We start from the raw sequence: 20,447 nt of genomic DNA on the forward strand, positions 1-20,447 counted from the left end.
CTTTAGCCAGAACGGAAACTTTAAGGCCCCCTAAACCTGCTGTTTTCCTTTAGCCCTATTGGTAAGGTCGCAGGTAAGATTTTAGTAACGCAATCGAAACGTTTAGGACGCATATATCTGCTATTTTCCAAGCGGGAGTGCGGGTAGCGTCGGTTGCCTAACTTATAGCATGCTAAACTAAATCCTGGCTCTCACCTCAGCTTTTTTTTTTAACATGTTTTTTATATATTTTTACCCTTTTTTCGTGCATTTTTCTGATAACCCTGGGTATAAGCGCACCGCAAATATCAGAGGGTAATCTCGTTCACCTAAATTTAGACGACTTTGTCAAATACATCTGCAGATCCCCTCCACAATATCCCGAGTTCAACTTCGAGTTCATCTAAAGCTTGAAAAAACCCAACAATAGATATGCCATCCTCCGCCATAATATCCTTTATTAAGAGGCCAGTAAAGAGCACTTGATCAGCTTTTTAAATACCCTGCTGCCCCTCATCATTTACTGCATCCGTTCTTGGAGGAAAGACATTACCGCCGTAGCCGGTATGAGGCACGGGGCTTTATATTCGGAGCATTGGTCGCATGGGAACTGGGATTGCCATTTGTACCGCTTAGAAAGCCGGGCAAATTAACCCTATGACGTACAAAGCGTCTCTTCATGATTTATGAATACGGATCGGCGACACTGGAAGCGCAATAGCGATGCGTTCGAAACCGGGGGACCGCGTTTTATTGATAGACGACTTGCTGGCAACGGCGGCGAAACCGCTAAAAGCCAGTTGGCAGAACTGGTCGAGGAAACTGGGCGCAACCCGTTGAAGCCTGTGCATTTGTTCGTTGAATTGGATTCTTTCTCAAGGCCGGTGAAGAAGCTTGAAGCTTACGAAGTTCATTCGCTGCTTCACTTTTAACGCGATTCTCAGTTTGACTATGCCCAAAAGCAATCCAAAACGATCGGGGCAAAAAATTAGTTTTAGAGTCCTCAAGACTACTTTTTTACTGTAAAAAAAGTCACCCATCCCCCCGCATCGCACCAGCAAGAAAAACGCTCATTCAGTTGCGACTTGCCCAAACGCAAGTCCAGAAACGATCGGGCAAACGCGTTAGTTCTCATGCGTCCAACGACTGGATATCACGGCAAATCCATGGCCGGTGTGACCTATAGGCGCCAAACTTAAGGTGAAAACGAGTCCACTTGCCGCTCCGCGCTAGGACTGCCACATTGCCTTCGGACTACTGCAGGGCATTCGGCGGCTATTGGATACCAGTGTGAATTCTGCGACCTATATTGAATTTTCGTGCCAAATATTACAGAGTGTTGGCAAGTCGTACATGCTAGAGCTGATCGACGGTGCGTTGAGCTCATGCATGAGCGGCATTCGACCCTGGACGTATTCACCCGAGCTCTTATCGCAGTTGCGTCACAATCTGCAGTTACCGGTAATGTTGTACGCCCGATTCTGGCTGACGATATTGTCCGAATTACTGGACATTGCAAGATGGCTGTTTTTTCAAGAAAATGATGCTCTGGCAAATTAGCCGGTCCAGAGAGCGCCCGATCGACAGGCGTCGGGGCAGGGAGCCGCCGTCGAGCCCTACATGGACGTATTCACGGCCGTCCTGTCGGGCGAGTGACCCGCACCTCCGCCACCAGAGAACTTTCAATTTGCCGCGGGCGATGGCTAGGGTTCATGAACGATAGGTTTAATAAAGATAAAAATAGTTGAAAATGACAGCCCTAATTTTTATCCCAGGCGCTTGATCGGTTAATTTTTTCAGCATCATTTTCTTCAAAAAACGCTTCTTCCCAATTCCAGCATTCGTCAATATCGTCATTAGCGTCGGCGTTTACATTACCGTCATTTATCAGATTGTTACGCCACTGAAGATAAGATTCTCGGGGTATACATAGGGTCCAATGCCGCCTCATCAATGAACTTCAACGCACCGTCAGCATTAGCTCTAGCATTGACAACTTCCAACACTTGTAAATACTTGCACGCCGGCATTCCAACATAGGTCCGCAGGATTCGCGCCGCGGTATCCAATACCGCCCCGGAATGGCCCCTGGTGGTCGAAGGCCTAAAAATGGCAGCATTATAAATAAAGAACCCTGAGGAACTCCCCACACCGCGAAGGTCTGATCAAAATCTTCTTCATGATGCTCCAATCCCATATCGGTTGCGATATCGAGCAAAACCACCCAGACCCACCGTAGAATTCACCAAAAAACGCCCGGAATCCTCGGCACTTTGCTGAAACTTACCCTGCAAGACATCGTTGATAACTGTATTAATGGTTTTTAGATTGCCGAAAAAGTTGCTGACTCCAGTCCGAACAACATCCGGCGCTACCGTTTTTATAAGCATTGGCGACAGGTTCGGCGACATAATTCGTCAACCGTCATATTAAAAGCGTACACCTTACGGTTTATGTCTTCGTAAGGATCTACTTCCGATACCGATAAATCTTGATTCGCCGTCGTCGTGCAACCGCTTAACGCATAAGCCTGAGCACAAAGAAAAACGACAACAATTCGCTTAAGCTTGCTACTCATAATTCGCATAAAAGCCTATTGTTTGGAATAAAGATCGATTTTTTCGCTGATTTTTTCGATCAGTACATCATAGCCGTCCCGTTTCAAGATACTGCCGTACTCCGAACGCCTTAAAGCCAAATCGCTGACACCGTTGGCAATGATGTTGATTATTTTTCCAGCTATTGCCTTTTTTCTTCAACATATAATCGAATTTAACATCCTTTATCATCGGGTATGACCAAATAAGTATGCACGATGACACCGCCTCTTCCGGTCTCTTCCTCCGATTCGAATTTAAACGATTCGCCGGAGTATTCCTTGAAATTGTGCGCGTATGACGCAAACACTGGATCGACTAAACACCTTCGACAAAATTTATTTTTGTTGATCCGACGACCATATTCTCCCAATTGCTGCGATGAAACCCTGGCAAAATACCTGGTATTCATAGAATCGAAATGCGTCGGCTTTCAATTACGGTTTTCAAGCTTATCGAAACGGCCTTTATAACCTAGCTCCCTTACCGTTTTTCATAACATCTAATAACTCGTCTTGAAAATTTTCACGATCCCCGAGCCGTCCCTGCATGAGAATATCTCTCCGGCATAGGCATTCTTACCGTCGAGGCCAAGGACCAAAGGCAGCAAAAAAGAACCGATATTTTATTGATTAGACTCTGCTGACATAAAACACTGCCAGAAAGCAATGCCATTAATCCGGCATGCTATTGCCGGCCGGGTAAAGAAGACATACCAACTTTCGATGGCTTCGGGCAGATCAAAAGCTCGCTTGGTTGCAAACTCGTCCGTGCCGAAGGTACCCCGGTCTTTGTTAAACTCGAAATTCTATTTGTTATGCGAAAGGGCACGATGGTTATCCGCTTACCGGGTGATTGGCGGGCTTTGTATACGATGAGGCTCTGCGTGGGAATGTATGAGTACCGCTCCAGGTCTCGCGGCTGGCTTCCACGCTCCAGCGTGGGAATGCAGCCCGAGACGCTGGAGCGGTACTCAAGCATTCCCACGCAGAGCGCTCATCGTTATACACAAGTCCCGCCATACCAGCCGGTAAGCGGATAACCAGCACGTAGCCCGTATGTAGCGTAACGAAATACGGGAATGGCGTGGCTCCGAGGTTCCCGGATGAAGCGCAACGTAATCCGGGGTACGCTTGGCAGGACGAGGTTTGCAACCTCGTCCGAAACGTTTTGATCCTGCCGAAGCCCATTGAAACGTTGGGGACGGGTTAAATAACCCGTCCCGCAGAAGTGGCTACGACTGGTCACTGCTCGGACAATTGGCTTCAGCAAGCTGAAGCATCTTGCTAATCAGGTTAATTTTTAAACAAGTTTCTACAAATTAAGGTTTATTTCTTCCCAGAGATCTTGATAGGCCTTTATCGAACGGCCGCTTTTGACAAAGCCGCCCAGAGGCATGCGTTCCAAGCCCATCCGCTCGATGTCGCTGGCATAAGGGATCGCGGATTTCAGCAATTCAGGATATTGTTTAGGCATCGTTTCAAGGATGTCTAGGTGCATTTTTTTGCGGCGGTCGACCATCGAAAAAAACGGCAAGATTTGTATTTTTTTATTTTTTTCTTTCTTAATAAATTGCTTCAGTTGATCCAGCGTTCGTATCGAAAGCGTCGTTGGAATGACCGGCGACAGCAATATGTCGGCGGCTTTGAAGACGGCTTCCGATAATAATGAAATGCTCGGCGGACAATCCAAGAAAATAAAATCGTACTCCTGAGAGAGCGGTTTCAATAGTTTTTCGAGCTGATGTGTCGGTTTTTTCTTGCTTTCCAGAACTAAGTCAAGGTTTCTAAAAGAAAAATCCGAAGGCAATAAATCAAGGTTATCGAAATCGGTGCCTTTTATCATATCGTCCAATTCACGCTTTCCATCGATCAATTTTTTGCTGCCGCCCTTGATTTTAGGCTTGATTCTGAAATAGTAGCTACTCGCCCCTTGCGGGTCGAGGTCCCATACTAAAGTACGTGAACCACCTCGTGCCGCCAAATAAGCAAGATTGACGGCCGTGGACGTTTTTCCTACACCGCCTTTGATGTTGAACGTTGCAATGATTTTCATAGTGTTTTCTTGTGCCCTATGTTTTGAGGCCGGCCGGCGCTAACAACCGAATAACGAATGAAACGCATCTTGAATATCGGGTTGATCGAATTCTTCGAACTTTGTCTGGAAAGCTTCTCGTGCTTGGCGTCGGCGCTTGTCTATCGTTTGAATCAAAACTCCCATTGCCAGAAACGTGTCGGCCGGGATTCCTTCGTTCATCATCTCTTCGCTAAACTTTTTCAAGGTTATCTCTTGTACTTCAAGATCTTGGAATTCGCCTAAGATATCCTGGAAATGTTTCAGGCTTTTAATCAAGGATTTGATTTCGTTTTCCGGATACAGATTTTGAAAAAACTCCATAAGATATCTCAATTTTTTACAGGTTTTTCGTAAGTCGTGCAGTTCCCCCGGAGGCGATTGATCGGTGATGCGTTGCCCATCTTTGATAATGCGTCGGAAAACTTTTAAGATGCGCTTGTCGGCCAATGTCTTGATCGGTAACAAGGCATTGGCTTGAGTCGGTTTTTTGATCGTCGGCGAGCGTAAAAACTCTTCCCATTCGATTAGCGGCGCGATATAGTCCGGCGATTTTAATTTACTGGCTAGATTCTTTTGCGCTTGCTTTTGTTTTCGGTCGATAAAATCGTAAAGCGGGTTTAAGTCTTCCCTAAGTGCAGGCGGCACGCTTTTCTTATAATGCTCGAAATCGAGTAAATAAACGTCGAGATCGCGTGTCGGAGTCGTAATTTGACCCAGCCAGGCAAAAAAATGGCTGAAACGTGCCGTTTCGGCTTCGGGTAAAACATTTTTTAATTGATTGAGTCCGGCGCGAGTTCTCCGTACAGCGACTCTAAAATCATGCAAGAATTCGCTGTCGGTAGCCGCGATGGTGTCTTGCTCGTTGATTTTGATGGCTTTTAGTAAGTAGCTGAAAATATATTTAACCGCAAGATCCGAGCGCATGTTCGGATCGAGCTTGACGTTGAGCTTAGAGGTATAATCTTTCGGTTTTCGTCCTTGAGTTTTAAGCGCGTCGATTAATGGCGGTTGATTGGACTCGACCAAACCGATGCGAATCAAGGCCTCGATGAACTTAAGCGCGGCTTTATCGTAGCCTTTTATCGGGGTTAATTGAAGCCGGCAAGGGATATATTCGAAGGTATCGATCATTAGTTTCAATACTGTCTTTTCATCTTTATTCAGTACATTGACAAATTTTCGAGTACATTCCAGCGTCGTCAGCGGTAGTAGAGCGCGCATTTCGAGTAATGGAGCGAGTATATTACGAATGTTTTCCGACGGAAATTCTTTCGCGAACTTGGGGACAGAATCGAGGTCGGCCGAAGCAATCAGTTGGCCGGTATGAAGGTTTTTCAGCGTTAAAATAGAAACCGTTTGGGAACGATTTAATTCGCAGATTATACCGCTTCGATAAAGGCGCCAGTCGAAAGTATCATAATAAGATATTAAGGTATAGTGTTCGGAAACCGGGTTTAAATTCGCCTTGTCAGCCAATTGGCTCAAAAATTTGTTAGCGGTCAAATACCCCGGGAATTCAAAGTTCAAAGTTGTTGTGGTCATTGGCGGGATATCATTAATGTGTCAAAAGCAGCTTTACCATAAACTGTCATATTTTTGGAATACTAACAAGTTAATATGAAAAGTAAATTACAAAAAAGGGGAAAGGTCAAAGGTGAAAGAGGAAAGATTCGCTCGTTCCAAAGCTCTTGAGACTGTGAAAGTATTCCTCATTCCCACCGCTTCAGCGTGGGAATGAATAAGATGAAATATGAATGTGGTAGATTTTTGGGTTTTGTTACGGGGATTGGGTGAGCGATGGCTAGAACTTTAATGTTGCTTCGGCATGGTAAATCGGATTGGGAGGTCGATGTCGATGATTTCAATCGCCCTCTGAAAAAACGCGGGAAAAAAGCCGCTGTTCGCATCGGACAATGGATGCGTGAGCAAAAACTAAAACCCGGCTTGATTGTCACTTCGCCTGCCGCACGTGCGCTGATAACCGCCGAGAGAACTGGTGAAGAACTGGGTTTTGCCAGCTCCGAGATTATTCGGGATCAGCGTCTTTACGAAGCCGAGTTAGCCGATTTTAAGGCCGTTTTATCCGATTGTCCGGCCGATATCGGGCGGATTTTATTGGTGGGACACAATCCAGGTCTTGAAACTTTGTTGCACTATTTGGTTGACGGAATCGAAACGCCGGAAGACGGCAAGCTGCTTGCGACCGCTACGCTTGCGGTTTTGACGATGCCGTCCGATTGGGCGGTGCTTGGAGAGCATAGTGCTAAATTAGTTTCGATTACACGCGCTTCATCGTTGTCATAATCTTGTAACATAAAAGTCATATTCTTATGCAATCGTTCCGCAATGGAATAATGGCGTTAGGATTTCGTAATAAATAACGTCCTGGAACTATGCGCTTTGTTGAGGGTTCGGTAACACGCTTGGCAGGACGCCGTGAATACGTTCGTGTAGGCTTGACGGCGGCGACTGATTGCCAAGGATGGCATGAATGCAGATTTTGCATTACGCCATGGATGGCGTGTATTAGGGTACCAACAGTAGGCGCTTTAGGCGATGCAGGGCAGAAAAATGCTCCTGCATTTTCTGCATTCGTTACATCCTTGTAACTCAGCAATTGCCGAGGAGCAAAAATCTGCAAGCGCCATGGATGGCGTGAATGCAGATTTTGCAGGAGCAAAAATCTGCCGCCGAAACCTGCCAATCGAGCAACCGAACCCTCCGAAAATAGGGAAGTTATTTACGACCAAATCCTTACCTTCTTAGAGAGTCGATTCATGACGTTTTCATTTAAAATAAATAAATTAACTCAGATACTGAGTTTTTCTCTGGCTTTTTTGATTGTTGATCCCGCTCTAGCGGTGCAGACGGTCGATCCCGGTCTATCCGACTATCAAAAAGTGAGCGGCGTATCCGGCAACCTATCGAGCGAAGGGTCAGATACACTTGCCAATTTGATGACCTTGTGGGCCGAGGAATTCAAGCGCATTTATCCGAGCGTCAATATTCAGGTCCAGGCTGCGGGTTCCTCGACTGCGCCGCCGGCGTTGACCGAAGGTAAAGCCAATCTCGGGCCGATGAGTCGAAAAATGAAGGATAACGAGTTAGATGCATTCGAAAGTAAATACGGCTATAAACCGACTGCGATTCCTGTTGCTATAGACGCCCTAGCGGTATTCGTCAATAAGGACAATCCGGTTCGAGGTTTGACTTTAGCTCAGGTCGATGCGATTTTGTCGTCGACGCGTAAATGCGGTTATCCAAACGATATCGTTACTTGGGGACAGGCTGGGCTTGACGGCGCTTGGAAAAACCAAAGCATGCAATTATACGGACGAAATTCAGTATCCGGTACCTACGGTTATTTTAAGGATGAGGCCTTGTGCAAAGGCGATTTTAAAAACAATGTCAACGAGCAACCCGGATCGGCATCGGTCGTGCAGTCAGTGACTAGCTCGATTAACGGTATCGGTTATTCCGGTTTAGGATATAAAACTTCCGGAGTCAAAACGGTTGCGCTGGCGTCAAGAGAAGGACAGGCCTATGTCGATGCGACGCCTGAAAACGCAATTGCCGGAACTTATCCGTTGGCGCGTTTCTTATATGTCTACGTCAACAAACATCCGAATAAATCTCTAGCGCCCCTCGAGCAAGAATTCATCAAAATGGTTTTATCCAAAACCGGTCAACAAGTCGTCATTAAAGACGGCTATATCCCGTTGCCAGCCAAGGTCGCCAATAAAGTTCTGGGGTCGATAGAAATGAGGTGAAAGGTGAAAGGTGAAAGGTGAAAGGGGCAAAGGGGCAAAGGGGCAAAGGGGCAAAGGGGCAAAGGGGCAATCAGGACTTGACAAGTAAGTGAAATGCTAAATCATTTCACTATTCACTATTCACTATTCACTATTCACTATTCACTATTCACTATTCACTATTCACTATTCACTATATTCACAGGCACTGTTAAATCGAGCACACTATATCCGGAATTATTGACTATTTCTTAGCGGCATTGATCATTCAATCATCCATATGACAGAACCGAACTCCGGGGCTTCGGCCTCTCTGAATGCCGTGACGGGCTTTTATCCGCGTTGGCGCATCATCAAGGACAATGTGGCTCGTTACGGCGTTATCGTTGGCGGCTTGAGCATTATCGCCGCGATAATGTTGATTTTTTTCTATTTATTGTATGTCGTCTGGCCGCTGTTTATCGAGCCGAGCGCAGAGTCTGTCGCGCATTACCCTGTGCCGGAGCGAGGGCTTGGCGACACCGCTATGTTGGCGGTCGAGGAGCAAAATGAAGTTGGCGTGCGTTTCACCGAAAACGGCCGGATTATTTTCTTTGCCGCGCCGACCGGTAAAACGCTATTGATCCATTCAATCGTTTTGCCGGAAAGCGCCCGAATTAGCAGTTTCGCCGATGGAGGTCCCGAGAAAGGTGTTGCCGTTTACGGCTTATCGGACGGCCGCGCGATCGTGCTCAAACACAAGTACAACGTGTCATATCCGGAAAACCGGCGGGTCATAACGCCTGTTGTCGATTATCCGTTGGGACGAGAACCTCTGGTTTTGGATGACTCAGGCCAAGCACTCGAAAAAATTGCAGTTCGTGTCGATGACGATCAGACCACGGTGGTCGCCAAAACGTCGGATAAACGAATGATATTGACGAGCTTCGAAAAGAAGCGTTCGTTGTTCGATGATGACGAAGATTTCGAACGGACCGACAGCATACTCGATGTACCGGCTCTCGACATTGCGTTTATCTTGATGGATAAGGATCAACGCAATTTATATCTGGCCGATAGCGAAGGTCGTTTGAGTTTTTTCGATATTGCCGATAAGTCGAAACCGGTGATTCGCCAGCATCTGAATGTAATCGAAGCCGGTCGTAAATTGACCTCGATGGTCTTTTTGAACGGTAGTATTTCGTTATTGATCGGCGATTCGGGCGGGTTGGTTTCACAATGGAGCGTGGTCAGGGACGCCCGAAATAATCCGGCGATGCAAAAAATACGATCGTTCAAGGTGTCGGAACAGGCGATTGCCGGCATCAATGCCGAGCAGCGCCGCAAAGGTTTTATCGCGTTAGATACCGCAGGCGTCGCCGGTATTTATAATACGACCGCAGAGCGGGAGTTGATTAAAACGCCGGTGTCGAATGGGATGCCGAAAACGGTTTCGATGTCACCGCGAGCCAATGCGTTTATCGTCGAATCCGAGTCGGGCTTCATGGATTTCTGGTCGGTCGAAAACGATCATCCGGAGGTTTCCGTCAAATCGTTATGGCAAAAAGTCTGGTATGAAAGCTATCCGAAGCCCGACTATATTTGGCAATCGTCTTCTGCGAGCAATGATTTCGAACCGAAATACAGTTTGACGCCGTTGGTGTTCGGCACCTTGAAAGCCGCTTTTTACGCGATGCTTATCGCGGTACCTCTGGCTTTGATGGGTGCGGTTTATACGGCTTATTTCATGGCTCCGCGCATGCGTACTCTTGTTAAACCCGGGATCGAAATCATGGAGGCGTTGCCGACCGTTATTTTGGGCTTTCTCGCCGGTCTTTGGCTCGCGCCGTTCGTCGAAGAGCATTTGGCCGGCATTTTCACGCTTTTGCTGGCGATGCCCCTGGCGGTGCTGGTTTTCGCTTATCTATGGCAATTATTGCCGGACTCGGTGAGGCATAAAATTCCGGATGGTTGGGATGCCGCCTTGTTGATCCCTATCATTCTATTGAGCGGCTGGTTTGCGTTTTTAATCAGCGTGCCTTTGGAATCGTGGCTGTTCGGCGGCAGCCTGCGCCATTGGCTCGATGCCGAATGGGGTATCGGCTACGACCAACGAAATGCCTTGGTGGTGGGCTTGGCAATGGGCTTTGCGATCATTCCTACGATATTTTCAATCGCCGAGGATGCGATTTTTTCGGTTCCGAAACATTTGACGGTCGGCTCTCTCGCCTTGGGCGCGACGCCTTGGCAAACGATGACGCGAGTCGTGCTGTTGACAGCCAGCCCCGGGATTTTTTCGGCGATCATGATCGGACTGGGCCGGGCGGTCGGCGAAACGATGATCGTATTGATGGCGACCGGTAATACGCCGGTGATGGATTTGAGCATATTCCAGGGTATGCGCACCTTATCGGCCAATATCGCGGTCGAGATGCCCGAATCCGAAGTCGATAGCACACATTACCGGGTGCTGTTTTTGGCGGCTTTGGTATTGTTTTTGTTTACTTTTGTCGTCAATACTCTGGCCGAGTTGATCCGCCAGCGCTTACGTGAAAAATACAGTTCCTTATGATCAAGCAATGGTTTAAAAGCGGTTCTCCGTGGATTTGGCTCAATGCCGCGGCAGTCAGCACGTGTCTGATTTTGGTGGTCGGCCTATTGGCATTGATCACGTTTCGCGGGGCTTTGCATTTCTGGCCGTCGGATGTCGCCGAGTTTATCTATATAGAAGACGGGCTCAAGCAAACTATTGTCGGAGAAGTCGTCGATACAAGCTCTACAACGGCCTTGATGGCACGCGCTTCAGGTCATGCGATGGCAGACGATGGGGATTTGCTGGTGCAGCACCTGATCAAAATCGGCAACCGAGATTTGACCGGTATGGATTTTCGCTGGATTCTGGACCGTAACATTCAGAGCCGACAGTATCCGGACGATATTCTCGTTCTCGAGCGGCGAGAATGGGGGAATTTTTACGGTTATCCGGTTGCACTCAAGCAAGAAGGGAAAGTAATCGCCGAAGGCCCGCAAGTATTTTCAGTCGTGTCGGAGCGATTACGTGATGCCTTGTCGGTCTATAAGCAAATTCAACGGCTCGAAAAGAAGGAAATCGGCGCAGTGAATTACGGTTTGGAGCGACTGAGGCTTAAACAAAGACGCTTGGAATTGAACGAGCAATGGGATGAAGCAGCAAAACAATTGCTTGCCGCCGAACGCGGCGAGTATGAGCTGCAATACCGGGAATATCAGACCGAGTTGCAAGCGTTGTACAAGACGATCAACCGCAATTCCTTGGTGGTGAAGGCATCCGATGGGCGAGAAGTCGATATGCCTTTGGCTAAATTGGTCAGAATTTATCGCCCGAATACGATGAGTGTTTGGGCTAAGACCGGGCATTATTTCGAAAAAATCGCCGAATTTTTGCTGGACGACCCGCGCGAGGCGAATACTGAAGGCGGCATATTTCCGGCAATCTTCGGTACCGTGATGATGGTTATCATTATGTCGGTAATCGTGACGCCGCTCGGCGTGATCGCGGCGATTTATATGCGAGAATATGCGAAGCAAGGCTTTACGACACGCTTGATTCGCATTGCAGTCAATAATCTGGCCGGTGTCCCGTCGATCGTCTATGGCGTGTTCGGCTTGGGTTTTTTCGTGTACATTTTGGGCGGCAATATCGATCAGCTGTTTTTTCCGGAAGCCGCTCCTGCTCCGGTTTTCGGAACGCCGGGCTTATTGTGGGCGTCGATTACGTTGGCCTTATTGACCTTGCCGGTTGTGATTGTGTCGACCGAGGAAGGCTTGTCGCGTATTCCGAAATCGATCCGCGAAGGCAGTTTGGCCTTGGGGGCGACGAAGGCTGAAACGTTGTGGCGAACCGTGTTGCCGATGGCGAGCCCGGCGATGATGACCGGTTTGATCTTGGCGGTTGCCAGGGCGGCCGGCGAAGTTGCGCCGCTAATGTTGGTCGGCGTCGTCAAGTTGGCGCCATCGTTGCCGCTGGACGGCAATTTTCCATTTTTGCATTTGGATAGAAAATTTATGCATTTGGGATTTCATATTTACGACGTCGGTTTTCAGAGTCCGAATGTCGAAGCGGCGAGGCCCTTGGTCTATGCCACGTCCTTATTATTGGTCGTCGTGATCGTCGGGTTGAATTTATCGGCGGTCGCTATCAGAAATCATCTGCGTGAAAAATACCGGGCTTTGGAAGGTTAACCCAGCTTTAACAAATGTAGTCACTATGCTATTTATTGTTAGTTTATTATTTAATTATTTATATTAATTACAATGTCTTATGATCATAAAATGTTAAGACTGGGTTGCGTTCTATGACGAATCAATCCTTACGGAAACACATGCTCGATTTGGATGCGTTGACTCAAGAAAAGAAGCTGAAAGGCATAGATCAAGAAGAAGTGTGCATCAAGGTACAAAATCTGAATCTATACTACGGCGATCAACAAGCTTTATATGGCATCGATATGCATATTCCGCGGCAAAAGGTGACTGCCTATATCGGTCCGAGCGGTTGCGGCAAATCGACATTGCTGCGCTGTATTAACCGCATGAACGACCTGGTCGATAATGTCAGAATCGAGGGCAAGATCTTGCTCGATGATGAAGATATTTATGCGAGATCGGTAAATGTCGCGGCTTTGCGCAGACGGGTCGGAATGGTCTTTCAAAAGCCCAATCCGTTTCCGAAGTCGATCTTTGAAAACGTCGCTTACGGCTTGCGGATACAAGGTATCAATGATCGCAGAACACTCGAAGAGACCGTCGAAGAGGCTTTGCGCGGCGCTGCGCTTTGGGATGAGGTCAAAGATAGACTGCATGATAATGCTTTAGGTATGTCGGGCGGTCAGCAGCAAAGGCTCGTGATTGCTCGAGCGATTGCGATCGAGCCCGAGGTCTTGTTGCTGGACGAACCGGCATCGGCTCTGGATCCTATTTCAACTCTGAAAATCGAAGAGCTGATCAACGAATTGAAAGAGAAATACACGATTGTGATTGTCACGCACAACATGCAACAAGCGGCTCGCGTATCCGATTACACTGCGTTCTTGTACATGGGAAAATTGATCGAATTCGACAATACCAGCCATTTGTTCACGAATCCGTCGAAAAAACAAACCGAAGATTACATCACCGGGCGTTACGGCTAACGGAATGTTATACCCATCGTAGATCAAACTTCGGCACCGGGGTGTCCGCCAAAGTACGCCGTGAATACGTCCATGTAGGCTCTATGCCAGCTCCATGCTGGCAAATCCTTTGTCGGATACCCCAGCACCACCTCGGGCACTGCCGAAATTTGAAGTGCGAAAGGTATACTTCGCTTTCCCCTGTCTCTGTGGGAGAACTGCCGTTCTCAGTGGGAACCCATACCTTGACTGCCGAGAGGCAACGTCGGAATCGCTATTTTAGGCTTACTTATTAACTGCGCTTGCATGCGAGGATAAACCATGGATATCAATAAAATCGGACATCATATTTCGAGTCATTACAATGTGGAGCTCGAGGATATCCGTAACAGCGTTTTGAAGATGGGCGGTATTGTCGAAAGGCAAATCGAATTGGCGGCATTGTCGTTTACCAGCAACGACATGGAAATGGCCGAGCAAGTGATTCAGCAAGACGACTACGTTAATCGGCTCGAAAAGCAAATCGATCAGGCCTGTACCGAAATTTTAGCAAAGCGCCAGCCTGCCGCGTTCGATCTTCGTTTGTTATTGTCGGTGATTCGAACGATTAACGATTTGGAACGGATCGGCGATGAGGCGACTAAAATCGCGGAAATGGCGATTCATTTAAGCGATACCGAAGGTAAAACACGAAGCGAGGAATATTACGAGATTCAGCATTTGGCCGAGTTGGTTATGAAAATGCTGCGCGGCGCTTTGGATGCATTTGCGCGCTTAAATGTCGAAAGCGCCGTGTCGATTACCGCCCAGGATGCCATGGTTGATCGCGAATACGGAAGCATCATACGTCAAATGGTGGCGAGGATGATGGAAGACCCACGCAATGTCAGACGAACGCTTGATGTGTTGTGGACGGCGCGAGCATTAGAAAGGATCGGCGATCATGCCTGCAACATCTGCGAACATGTAATATACATGGTTAAAGGCGAGGATGTCAGGCACATGAGCCGCGAAGAACTGGAAAGAAAAATTCAGGGTTGATAGCTAGGTATAGGGTCTGGGCAATTAAGGAATATGCACAAAATAACTTCCTGAAACGTTATGCTTTGTGGCGGTTCGGTGACTCGCTTGACAGGACGCCGTAAATACATCCGTGTAGACTTGACGGCGGCTTTCCCTGCCACCGACACCTGTTAATCGAGCCGCCGAACCCCCTTCCGACCTTTGAAGAAGTTTTTTTACGCTCGTTCCGAATATACTTCGCGCGGTCATGTTTGCTACTTTTATGGGTCTTTTACGGAACGTCTGGAGACTTTTTGTCGATATCGACTCTTCTCAATCCCAAGCCGATTCATAAATCCGCTCGATGGCAATCTCCTGCTCCACCGAATGCAAGGGGATCGTCGCACCGTCTGTGTAAATTGACATTTCCCACACACTGGCGGCACGCCGGAACACGCGCACGTCCATAAAGCTTTGCGCAACCAGCACGTATTCCTGCAGGCTTTCGATTGACTGGTACATCAGGCGTTTATCCTCTCTATCGTATTTGGCGGTAGAATCGGACAAAACCTCGATCACCAGCTTCGGTTTTTCCCGGAAATGACTGTCCGGGGCGGTTTCGCAGGTGACCATCAGATCAGGATAAAAAAAGGCGTCAGATGTATCGACTTTTAATTTCAGGTCGGACATGAACACTCGGCAGGGTGTGCCACGTAAGTGCTCGCGCAATATAAAAGCAAGGTTCAGGGAAATAATGTTATGGCTATCGCTGGTGCCGGTCATCGCGAAAATTTCACCTGCCACGAATTCATGTTTAATTGGACTGGTTAGCTCCATCTCCAGGTAATCCTCGACACTGAGGCGGGTTAATTTGGAAAGTGGTAAAGACATACAGTCTCCTGAAAATAGCGGGCAACTTAACTATCCCCTTTGCTGGTCAAATTTCGGCGCCTGGGTGTCCGGTCGATTTTCGCTCCTGCAAAATCGACATTCACGCCATCCATGGCGCTCATAAAGGCTTTGCCAGCATGGAGCTGGCATAGAGCCTACATGGACGTATTCACGGCGTCCTTTAGCGGACACCCAGGCGCCGAATTTTGATCTACGACGGGTATATGTTTAACGAATGGCCTTAAAGCCGATATCGGTTCGATAATATATGCCATCCCATTTTATCTCGGCGGTTAATGCATAGGCATTGTCTTGAGCATCCTTAATCGTTTCACCCAAAGCGCAAGCGCATAATACACGGCCTCCCGATGTGACGATGTCATTGCCTTGTAACTGAGTTCCGGCATGAAAGACTTTTCGGTCGGTTTGTTCCGATTTAGGTAAGCCCGTGATAACGTCGCCTTTTCGGTAGTCGGCCGGATAACCGCCTGCGGCCAAAACAACGCCAAGTGCGGCGCGTTCGTCCCAATCGGTTTCGACTGTATTCAGGGTCCCATCTAGGGCAGCTTCGCAAAGTTCAATCAAATCGCTTTTTAGGCGCATCATGATCGGTTGGGTCTCGGGGTCGCCGAATCGGCAATTGTATTCGAGTACTTTGAGGGAACCGTTTGGAGCAATCATCAATCCCGCGTATAAAAATCCTGTGTAAGGATTACCGTCTTCAATCATACCTTGCAGCGTCGGTTCGATGACTTCGCGCATGACTCGATCATGGATTTCCGATGTCACGACAGGGGCAGGGGAGTAGGCGCCCATGCCGCCGGTGTTCGGTCCTTTATCGCCGTTGTCGCGTGCTTTGTGGTCTTGCGAGGTAGCCATGGGCAAGGCATGTTTGCCGTCGGCAATGACGATGAAGCTGGCTTCCTCTCCGGCCAAAAATTCTTCGATCACTACGCGGTTGCCGGCCGCTCCGAAGGCATTACCGGATAGCATGTCTTCGACTGCGCTAGTCGCTTCGGCTACGGTTTGCGCGACAATTACCCCTTTACCTGCCGCGAGTCCGTCGGCTTTGACGACGATCGGCGCCCCTTTGGCTTCGATATAGGCTATCGCTTCGGCGGTATCGGTGAAGGTTTGGTATTCGGCAGTCGGTATGTTGTGGCGTGCCATGAAGTCTTTGCAAAAGGCTTTCGATCCTTCCAATTGCGCGGCTTTAGCGGTGGGGCCGAAGCATTTTAAGCCGGCTTCTTGAAAACTGTCGACGATGCCTTTGACCAACGGCGCTTCGGGGCCGATGATGGTTAGGTCGATTTGTTGTTGTTTGGCAAAGGCTAGTAATGCGCTAACGTCGTCAGCCGCAATATCGACATTTTCGAGATTGGATTCTAATGCGGTTCCGGCATTGCCTGGCGCAACGAAGACTTTTTCGGCTCTAGGGGATTGCGCGGCTTTCCAGGCCAGGGCATGTTCGCGGCCGCCGCCGCCGACAATAAGAATTTTCATTCGGTTTCTCAAGGTTGGGTTTTTAATTAATACCTACTCCCTTTATACTCAAAAAATGGCTAACTTTATGAAGGTATGGGGTGTGGCTAGCGAGGATGTCGGCATCAGGGCAGATTTTTGCTTCTGCTAAATCTGCATTTACGCCATCCTTGGCGTTCGATTGCTGCCGTCAAGCCCCCATGGATGGGTTTACGGCGGTCCTCGATAGACATATCTCATACCTTTTTTCTTAGACGGTTTTTCAATCAAAAGGGAGTAGAAAAGCATTGCACCATGAAGATCATGAAAAATAAGAAGTTAATTCAAATACTTAATCTGCCTTGGTCAATCATTTTTGTTTTCCTAAAAAGTTAGTCACTATTTTAGGACAAGTGGTTGAAAGACTTCATGTGCTTCATGGCGAATAAATTTTTGTATGATGTATTCGCCGATCCTTTCACGCTCTCTTTAGTGCCGGAAATGGCGCATGCCGGTAAATACCATTGCGATATCGTGCTCGTCGGCCGCCGCAATGACTTCGTTGTCGCGCATCGAACCTCCGGGTTGAATCACTGCCGTGATTCCGCATTCTGCGGCTGAATCGATGCCGTCGCGAAACGGAAAGAAAGCGTCCGATGCCATCACCGAACCCGGCACGGACAAGCCTTCGTCGGCGGCTTTGATACCAGCGATTTTGGCAGAATAAACGCGGCTCATTTGTCCGGCGCCCACGCCGATTGTTTGGCCGTTTTTGCAATAGACGATCGCATTGGATTTGACGAACTTGGCTACCTTCCAAGCAAACATTAAGTCAGCGAGTTCTTGGGTGGTCGGAGCGCGGCGGCTGACAACTTTTAGTTCGGCTTGCGCCACGGTGCCATGATCGCGGTCTTGTACCAATAATCCTCCGGTGACTTTTTTGTAATCGAAGCCGGGCTCGTTACCGCTGGTCCAGATACCCGTTTCGAGAACCCTGACATTTTGTTTCTGCGATAGAATTTCGCGGGCGGCAGCGCTAACCGTTGGGGCGATAATGACTTCGACGAATTGGCGTTCGATGATGGCTGAGGCGGTTGCTTCATCGAGTTCTCGGTTGAAAGCGATGATGCCGCCGAATGCCGAGGTCGGATCGGTCGTATGGGCTCTTTCGTAAGCCTCTAGGATAGTGTCCGCGATTGCGACGCCGCAAGGATTGGCATGTTTGACGATGACGCAGGCGGCTTGCTCTTCGAAGGACTTGACACATTCAAGCGCGGCGTCGGAGTCGGCGATATTGTTATAGGAAAGTTCTTTACCTTGTACTTGGTTCGCGGCGGCGATGGTTCCTGCGGCCGGGTTACGCTCCCGGTAAAAGGCGGCCGATTGGTGAGGGTTTTCGCCATAACGCATGGTTTGTTTGAGTTTGAACTGCAAATTTAGGACTTCGGGAAACGTTTGTCCATTGACTTGGCCCAGGTAGGCTGAAATCGCGGTATCGTAATTTGCAGTATGCTGAAAACATTTCAAGGCTAGGCTGAAACGTGTTTCTTGGGATAAGCCCATGTTGTTTTCTCTCAATTCCGACAAGATGGCTTCGTAATCCCTTGGGTCCACGACGACAGCGACGTCGTTATGGTTTTTGGCTGCCGCCCGAATCATTGTCGGTCCGCCGATGTCGATATTTTCGATTGCGGTTTCCAGGTCGCAATCCGGTCTGGCGATGGTTTGTTCGAACGGATAAAGATTGACCACGACCATGTCGATTGCGGCGATCCCGTTGGCGGCCATCACTTCATCGTCTATTCCTCGCCGTGCCAATATGCCGCCGTGTATCTTCGGATGAAGGGTTTTGACCCGTCCGTCCATCATTTCCGGAAAACCGGTATAGTCGGAGACTTCAATAACAGGAATGTCTTGTTCAGCCAGGGCTTTTGCCGTACCGCCGGTAGATAAAACTTCAATGCCTAATTCGTTTAGTGCTCGGCAGAATTCAACGATGCCGTATTTGTCGGAAACGCTGACTAGTGCGCGAGTAACTTTTTTATACATGAGTGGAGCCTCGGGTAATAGGTGTTGATCGATATCGAAAAGGGTTTCGGGTATCACTGGGCAGTCAAGCCACAACAAAAAGAAAGTTTATGAAGACCTTAGGGGGTATAGAAAAATTATTCATCGATTTTCGATCAATGTCTTTTTCTTCTTCGTGATTAAATTATTTTAGGTAGCCCGGAAAGATAATATTCTTGAACGAGAGCGGTATTAGTAAAATTAAGAAATACCGTATTGGTCCAGTTTTTTACGTAAGGTGCTACGACTTAGACCGAGTACTTTAGCAGCTTTGGTTTGGTTGTAACCGGCATGCTGTAGCGTGACTTCCAGCAGCGGTTTTTCGACTTCGCCGATGACCATTGCGTGGAGTCCTGCCGCATCATGACCGTTTAGTTGCGAAAAATAGAGCTCAATGGCTTGTTTGACCTGTGCGGACAACGGTATTGCGGTCGGTATTTTACTGTCAATGTTAATCACCTTAGCGGATTGTTGAGTTGCTTCCATATTATGTAGCACGATGGTATGAAAAATGCCGGAATGCCGAGTCGATACGCTGAATTTGTTCGGTCGGCTGTTGAGCTCGGTTGATAGCATTGCGAATTTCAACAGGTAAGATGCCGAGCCTGTCAAGATACCAACCGATATGTTTGCGCGCTATTTTAACACCGCTTAGGTTGCCGTAGAAACTATATAATTGTTGTACATGGTTCAATAAAGTTTCGCGGGTCGAGTCGATAGTTCGCGGTTCTAAGGGCTCCCCGCTACTTAAAGAACTGATTATGTCGCTAAAAATCCAAGGGTTGCCTTGAGCGCCGCGGCCGATCATCAGCGCATCGGCCCCCGTTTTTTTCAAGACATAACGAGCCTTGTCGGCCGAGTCGATGTCTCCGTTCGCGATGACCGGGATAGCGATGTTTTTTTTGATTTGCTTGATGGTTTCGTATTCGGCGTTGCCATTGAATTTGCAGGCGCGCGTTCGGCCATGTATGGTCAGTGCGGCAATGCCGGCGTCTTCGGCTATTTTAGCGATAGTCGGTGCATTACGATTTTGTGGATCCCAGCCAGTGCGGATTTTTAATGTGACCGGAATGGAAACTGCCTCGACGACGGCTTCGAGAATGCGTTTGACTAGATCCTCATCTCTCATTAGGGCGGAACCGGCGGCAATTGCACAGACTTTTTTGGCCGGACATCCCATGTTGATATCGATAATGTCGGCGCCTCGGTCAGCGTTAAGTTTTGCTGCGTCGGCCATTTGCCGAGGATTTGTTCCGACGATCTGCACCGAACGTAGCCCCGTTTCGCCGCTGTGGTCGGCTTTTAATAGAGTACGTTTATTGGTTTGCAATGATGGCAGGGAGCTGACCATTTCAGATACGGTAAGTCCGGCACCGAACTGCTTGCAGAGCGTTCGGAACGGGCGGTCGGTAATTCCGGCCATGGGGGCAAGAATTAGATTGTTTTCGAGAGTATGCGGTCCTATTTGCATGGTTTTAGTTAACAGTGAATAGTGA

Annotated in this window: 18 protein-coding genes; 8 read left to right on the forward strand and 10 right to left on the reverse strand. The window is 48.3% G+C overall.

Going from position 1 to position 20,447, the window contains the following annotated elements; translation table 11 throughout:
* Positions 1–665: 665 nt before the first annotated feature.
* Both METBU_RS0102515 and METBU_RS0102520 read left to right on the forward strand, forming a co-directional pair.
* The gene (locus METBU_RS0102515; protein WP_017839130.1) at positions 666–911 is read left to right on the forward strand and encodes a hypothetical protein; all 246 of its coding nucleotides are present in this window, start codon (positions 666–668) and stop codon (positions 909–911) included.
* 421 nt (positions 912–1,332) lie between these two features.
* On the forward strand, positions 1,333–1,539 hold the full coding sequence (locus METBU_RS0102520; RefSeq protein WP_017839131.1) for a hypothetical protein: 207 nt from the start codon (positions 1,333–1,335) through the stop codon (positions 1,537–1,539).
* A gap of 400 nt (positions 1,540–1,939) precedes the next feature.
* Here the strand turns inward: METBU_RS0102520 and METBU_RS28605 are convergent, their stop codons facing one another.
* From METBU_RS28605 to METBU_RS0102550, 5 genes are all read right to left on the reverse strand, one after another.
* On the reverse strand, positions 1,940–2,176 hold the full coding sequence (locus METBU_RS28605; RefSeq protein ID WP_235726444.1) for an MlaA family lipoprotein: 237 nt from the start codon (positions 2,174–2,176) through the stop codon (positions 1,940–1,942).
* Positions 2,157–2,390: an MlaA family lipoprotein gene (locus tag METBU_RS28610; RefSeq protein WP_328285771.1), complete on the reverse strand. Its 234-nt coding sequence runs from the start codon at positions 2,388–2,390 to the stop codon at positions 2,157–2,159. Before METBU_RS28610 ends, METBU_RS28605 begins: the two co-directional genes overlap by 20 nt.
* A 182-nt stretch (positions 2,391–2,572) precedes the next feature.
* Positions 2,573–2,677 carry a hypothetical protein gene (locus METBU_RS29175; RefSeq protein ID WP_412768459.1) on the reverse strand — a complete coding sequence of 35 codons (105 nt, stop codon included), beginning with the start codon at positions 2,675–2,677 and terminating at the stop codon, positions 2,573–2,575.
* A gap of 1,213 nt (positions 2,678–3,890) precedes the next feature.
* Positions 3,891–4,631, reverse strand: coding sequence for a ParA family protein (locus METBU_RS0102545; RefSeq protein WP_017839133.1), 741 nt, complete (start codon positions 4,629–4,631; stop codon positions 3,891–3,893).
* 39 nt (positions 4,632–4,670) lie between these two features.
* Positions 4,671–6,194, reverse strand: a complete 1,524-nt coding sequence (locus tag METBU_RS0102550) for a CHAD domain-containing protein (protein WP_017839134.1) — start codon at positions 6,192–6,194, stop codon at positions 4,671–4,673.
* 255 nt (positions 6,195–6,449) lie between these two features.
* Here METBU_RS0102550 and METBU_RS0102555 point away from each other — a divergent pair, with 255 nt between their 5' ends.
* The 6 genes from METBU_RS0102555 (at position 6,450) to phoU (ending at position 14,571) form a co-directional block, all read left to right on the forward strand.
* On the forward strand, positions 6,450–6,956 hold the full coding sequence (locus METBU_RS0102555; protein ID WP_026129989.1) for a SixA phosphatase family protein: 507 nt from the start codon (positions 6,450–6,452) through the stop codon (positions 6,954–6,956).
* A gap of 473 nt (positions 6,957–7,429) precedes the next feature.
* Positions 7,430–8,422: a PstS family phosphate ABC transporter substrate-binding protein gene (locus METBU_RS0102565; protein ID WP_017839137.1), complete on the forward strand. Its 993-nt coding sequence runs from the start codon at positions 7,430–7,432 to the stop codon at positions 8,420–8,422.
* 259 nt (positions 8,423–8,681) lie between these two features.
* Positions 8,682–10,952: an ABC transporter permease subunit gene (locus tag METBU_RS0102570; RefSeq protein WP_017839138.1), complete on the forward strand. Its 2,271-nt coding sequence runs from the start codon at positions 8,682–8,684 to the stop codon at positions 10,950–10,952.
* Positions 10,949–12,601, forward strand: coding sequence for a phosphate ABC transporter permease PstA (gene pstA / locus METBU_RS0102575; protein ID WP_017839139.1), 1,653 nt, complete (start codon positions 10,949–10,951; stop codon positions 12,599–12,601). The genes METBU_RS0102570 and pstA overlap by 4 nt, the downstream gene beginning before the upstream one ends.
* Positions 12,602–12,741: 140 nt before the next feature.
* Complete coding sequence (gene pstB, locus METBU_RS0102580) at positions 12,742–13,551, forward strand: phosphate ABC transporter ATP-binding protein PstB (protein ID WP_017839140.1); 810 nt, start codon at positions 12,742–12,744, stop codon at positions 13,549–13,551.
* A gap of 300 nt (positions 13,552–13,851) precedes the next feature.
* Positions 13,852–14,571 (forward strand): phosphate signaling complex protein PhoU, encoded by a 720-nt coding sequence (gene phoU, locus METBU_RS0102585; RefSeq protein ID WP_017839141.1) that lies wholly within the window; start codon positions 13,852–13,854, stop codon positions 14,569–14,571.
* A gap of 294 nt (positions 14,572–14,865) precedes the next feature.
* Here phoU and METBU_RS0102590 read toward each other — a convergent pair whose 3' ends face one another.
* The 5 genes from METBU_RS0102590 to dusB form a co-directional block, all read right to left on the reverse strand.
* Entirely contained in the window at positions 14,866–15,423 is a 558-nt protein-coding gene (locus tag METBU_RS0102590; protein WP_017839142.1) for a Uma2 family endonuclease, read from the reverse strand.
* Positions 15,424–15,651: 228 nt separating this feature from the next.
* Positions 15,652–16,926: a phosphoribosylamine--glycine ligase gene (gene purD / locus METBU_RS0102595; protein ID WP_017839143.1), complete on the reverse strand. Its 1,275-nt coding sequence runs from the start codon at positions 16,924–16,926 to the stop codon at positions 15,652–15,654.
* 447 nt (positions 16,927–17,373) lie between these two features.
* On the reverse strand, positions 17,374–18,933 hold the full coding sequence (gene purH / locus METBU_RS0102600; RefSeq protein ID WP_017839144.1) for a bifunctional phosphoribosylaminoimidazolecarboxamide formyltransferase/IMP cyclohydrolase: 1,560 nt from the start codon (positions 18,931–18,933) through the stop codon (positions 17,374–17,376).
* Positions 18,934–19,152: 219 nt separating this feature from the next.
* Entirely contained in the window at positions 19,153–19,437 is a 285-nt protein-coding gene (locus METBU_RS0102605) for a helix-turn-helix domain-containing protein (protein ID WP_017839145.1), read from the reverse strand.
* Between the two features lies 1 nt (position 19,438).
* Positions 19,439–20,422 carry a tRNA dihydrouridine synthase DusB gene (gene dusB / locus METBU_RS0102610; protein WP_040575269.1) on the reverse strand — a complete coding sequence of 328 codons (984 nt, stop codon included), beginning with the start codon at positions 20,420–20,422 and terminating at the stop codon, positions 19,439–19,441.
* Between the last annotated feature and the right edge of the window lie 25 nt (positions 20,423–20,447).

The sequence above is a fragment of the Methylotuvimicrobium buryatense 5G genome (assembly GCF_000341735.1).
In the GTDB taxonomy this organism is placed as follows: Bacteria; Pseudomonadota; Gammaproteobacteria; order Methylococcales; family Methylomonadaceae; genus Methylotuvimicrobium; species Methylotuvimicrobium buryatense.

Bases quoted from the DNA above. Each gene is read 5' to 3' on its own strand.
- METBU_RS0102515 (WP_017839130.1), top strand. From the start codon at position 666: ATGAATACGGATCGGCGACACTGGAAGCGCAATAGCGATGCGTTCGAA.
- METBU_RS0102520 (WP_017839131.1), top strand. From the start codon at position 1,333: ATGCTAGAGCTGATCGACGGTGCGTTGAGCTCATGCATGAGCGGCATT.
- METBU_RS28605 (WP_235726444.1), bottom strand. From the start codon at position 2,176: ATGGGATTGGAGCATCATGAAGAAGATTTTGATCAGACCTTCGCGGTG.
- METBU_RS28610 (WP_328285771.1), bottom strand. From the start codon at position 2,390: ATGTCGCCGAACCTGTCGCCAATGCTTATAAAAACGGTAGCGCCGGAT.
- METBU_RS0102545 (WP_017839133.1), bottom strand. From the start codon at position 4,631: ATGAAAATCATTGCAACGTTCAACATCAAAGGCGGTGTAGGAAAAACG.
- METBU_RS0102550 (WP_017839134.1), bottom strand. From the start codon at position 6,194: ATGACCACAACAACTTTGAACTTTGAATTCCCGGGGTATTTGACCGCT.
- METBU_RS0102555 (WP_026129989.1), top strand. From the start codon at position 6,450: ATGGCTAGAACTTTAATGTTGCTTCGGCATGGTAAATCGGATTGGGAG.
- METBU_RS0102565 (WP_017839137.1), top strand. From the start codon at position 7,430: ATGACGTTTTCATTTAAAATAAATAAATTAACTCAGATACTGAGTTTT.
- METBU_RS0102570 (WP_017839138.1), top strand. From the start codon at position 8,682: ATGACAGAACCGAACTCCGGGGCTTCGGCCTCTCTGAATGCCGTGACG.
- pstA (WP_017839139.1), top strand. From the start codon at position 10,949: ATGATCAAGCAATGGTTTAAAAGCGGTTCTCCGTGGATTTGGCTCAAT.
- pstB (WP_017839140.1), top strand. From the start codon at position 12,742: ATGCTCGATTTGGATGCGTTGACTCAAGAAAAGAAGCTGAAAGGCATA.
- phoU (WP_017839141.1), top strand. From the start codon at position 13,852: ATGGATATCAATAAAATCGGACATCATATTTCGAGTCATTACAATGTG.
- METBU_RS0102590 (WP_017839142.1), bottom strand. From the start codon at position 15,423: ATGTCTTTACCACTTTCCAAATTAACCCGCCTCAGTGTCGAGGATTAC.
- purD (WP_017839143.1), bottom strand. From the start codon at position 16,926: ATGAAAATTCTTATTGTCGGCGGCGGCGGCCGCGAACATGCCCTGGCC.
- purH (WP_017839144.1), bottom strand. From the start codon at position 18,933: ATGTATAAAAAAGTTACTCGCGCACTAGTCAGCGTTTCCGACAAATAC.
- METBU_RS0102605 (WP_017839145.1), bottom strand. From the start codon at position 19,437: ATGGAAGCAACTCAACAATCCGCTAAGGTGATTAACATTGACAGTAAA.
- dusB (WP_040575269.1), bottom strand. From the start codon at position 20,422: ATGCAAATAGGACCGCATACTCTCGAAAACAATCTAATTCTTGCCCCC.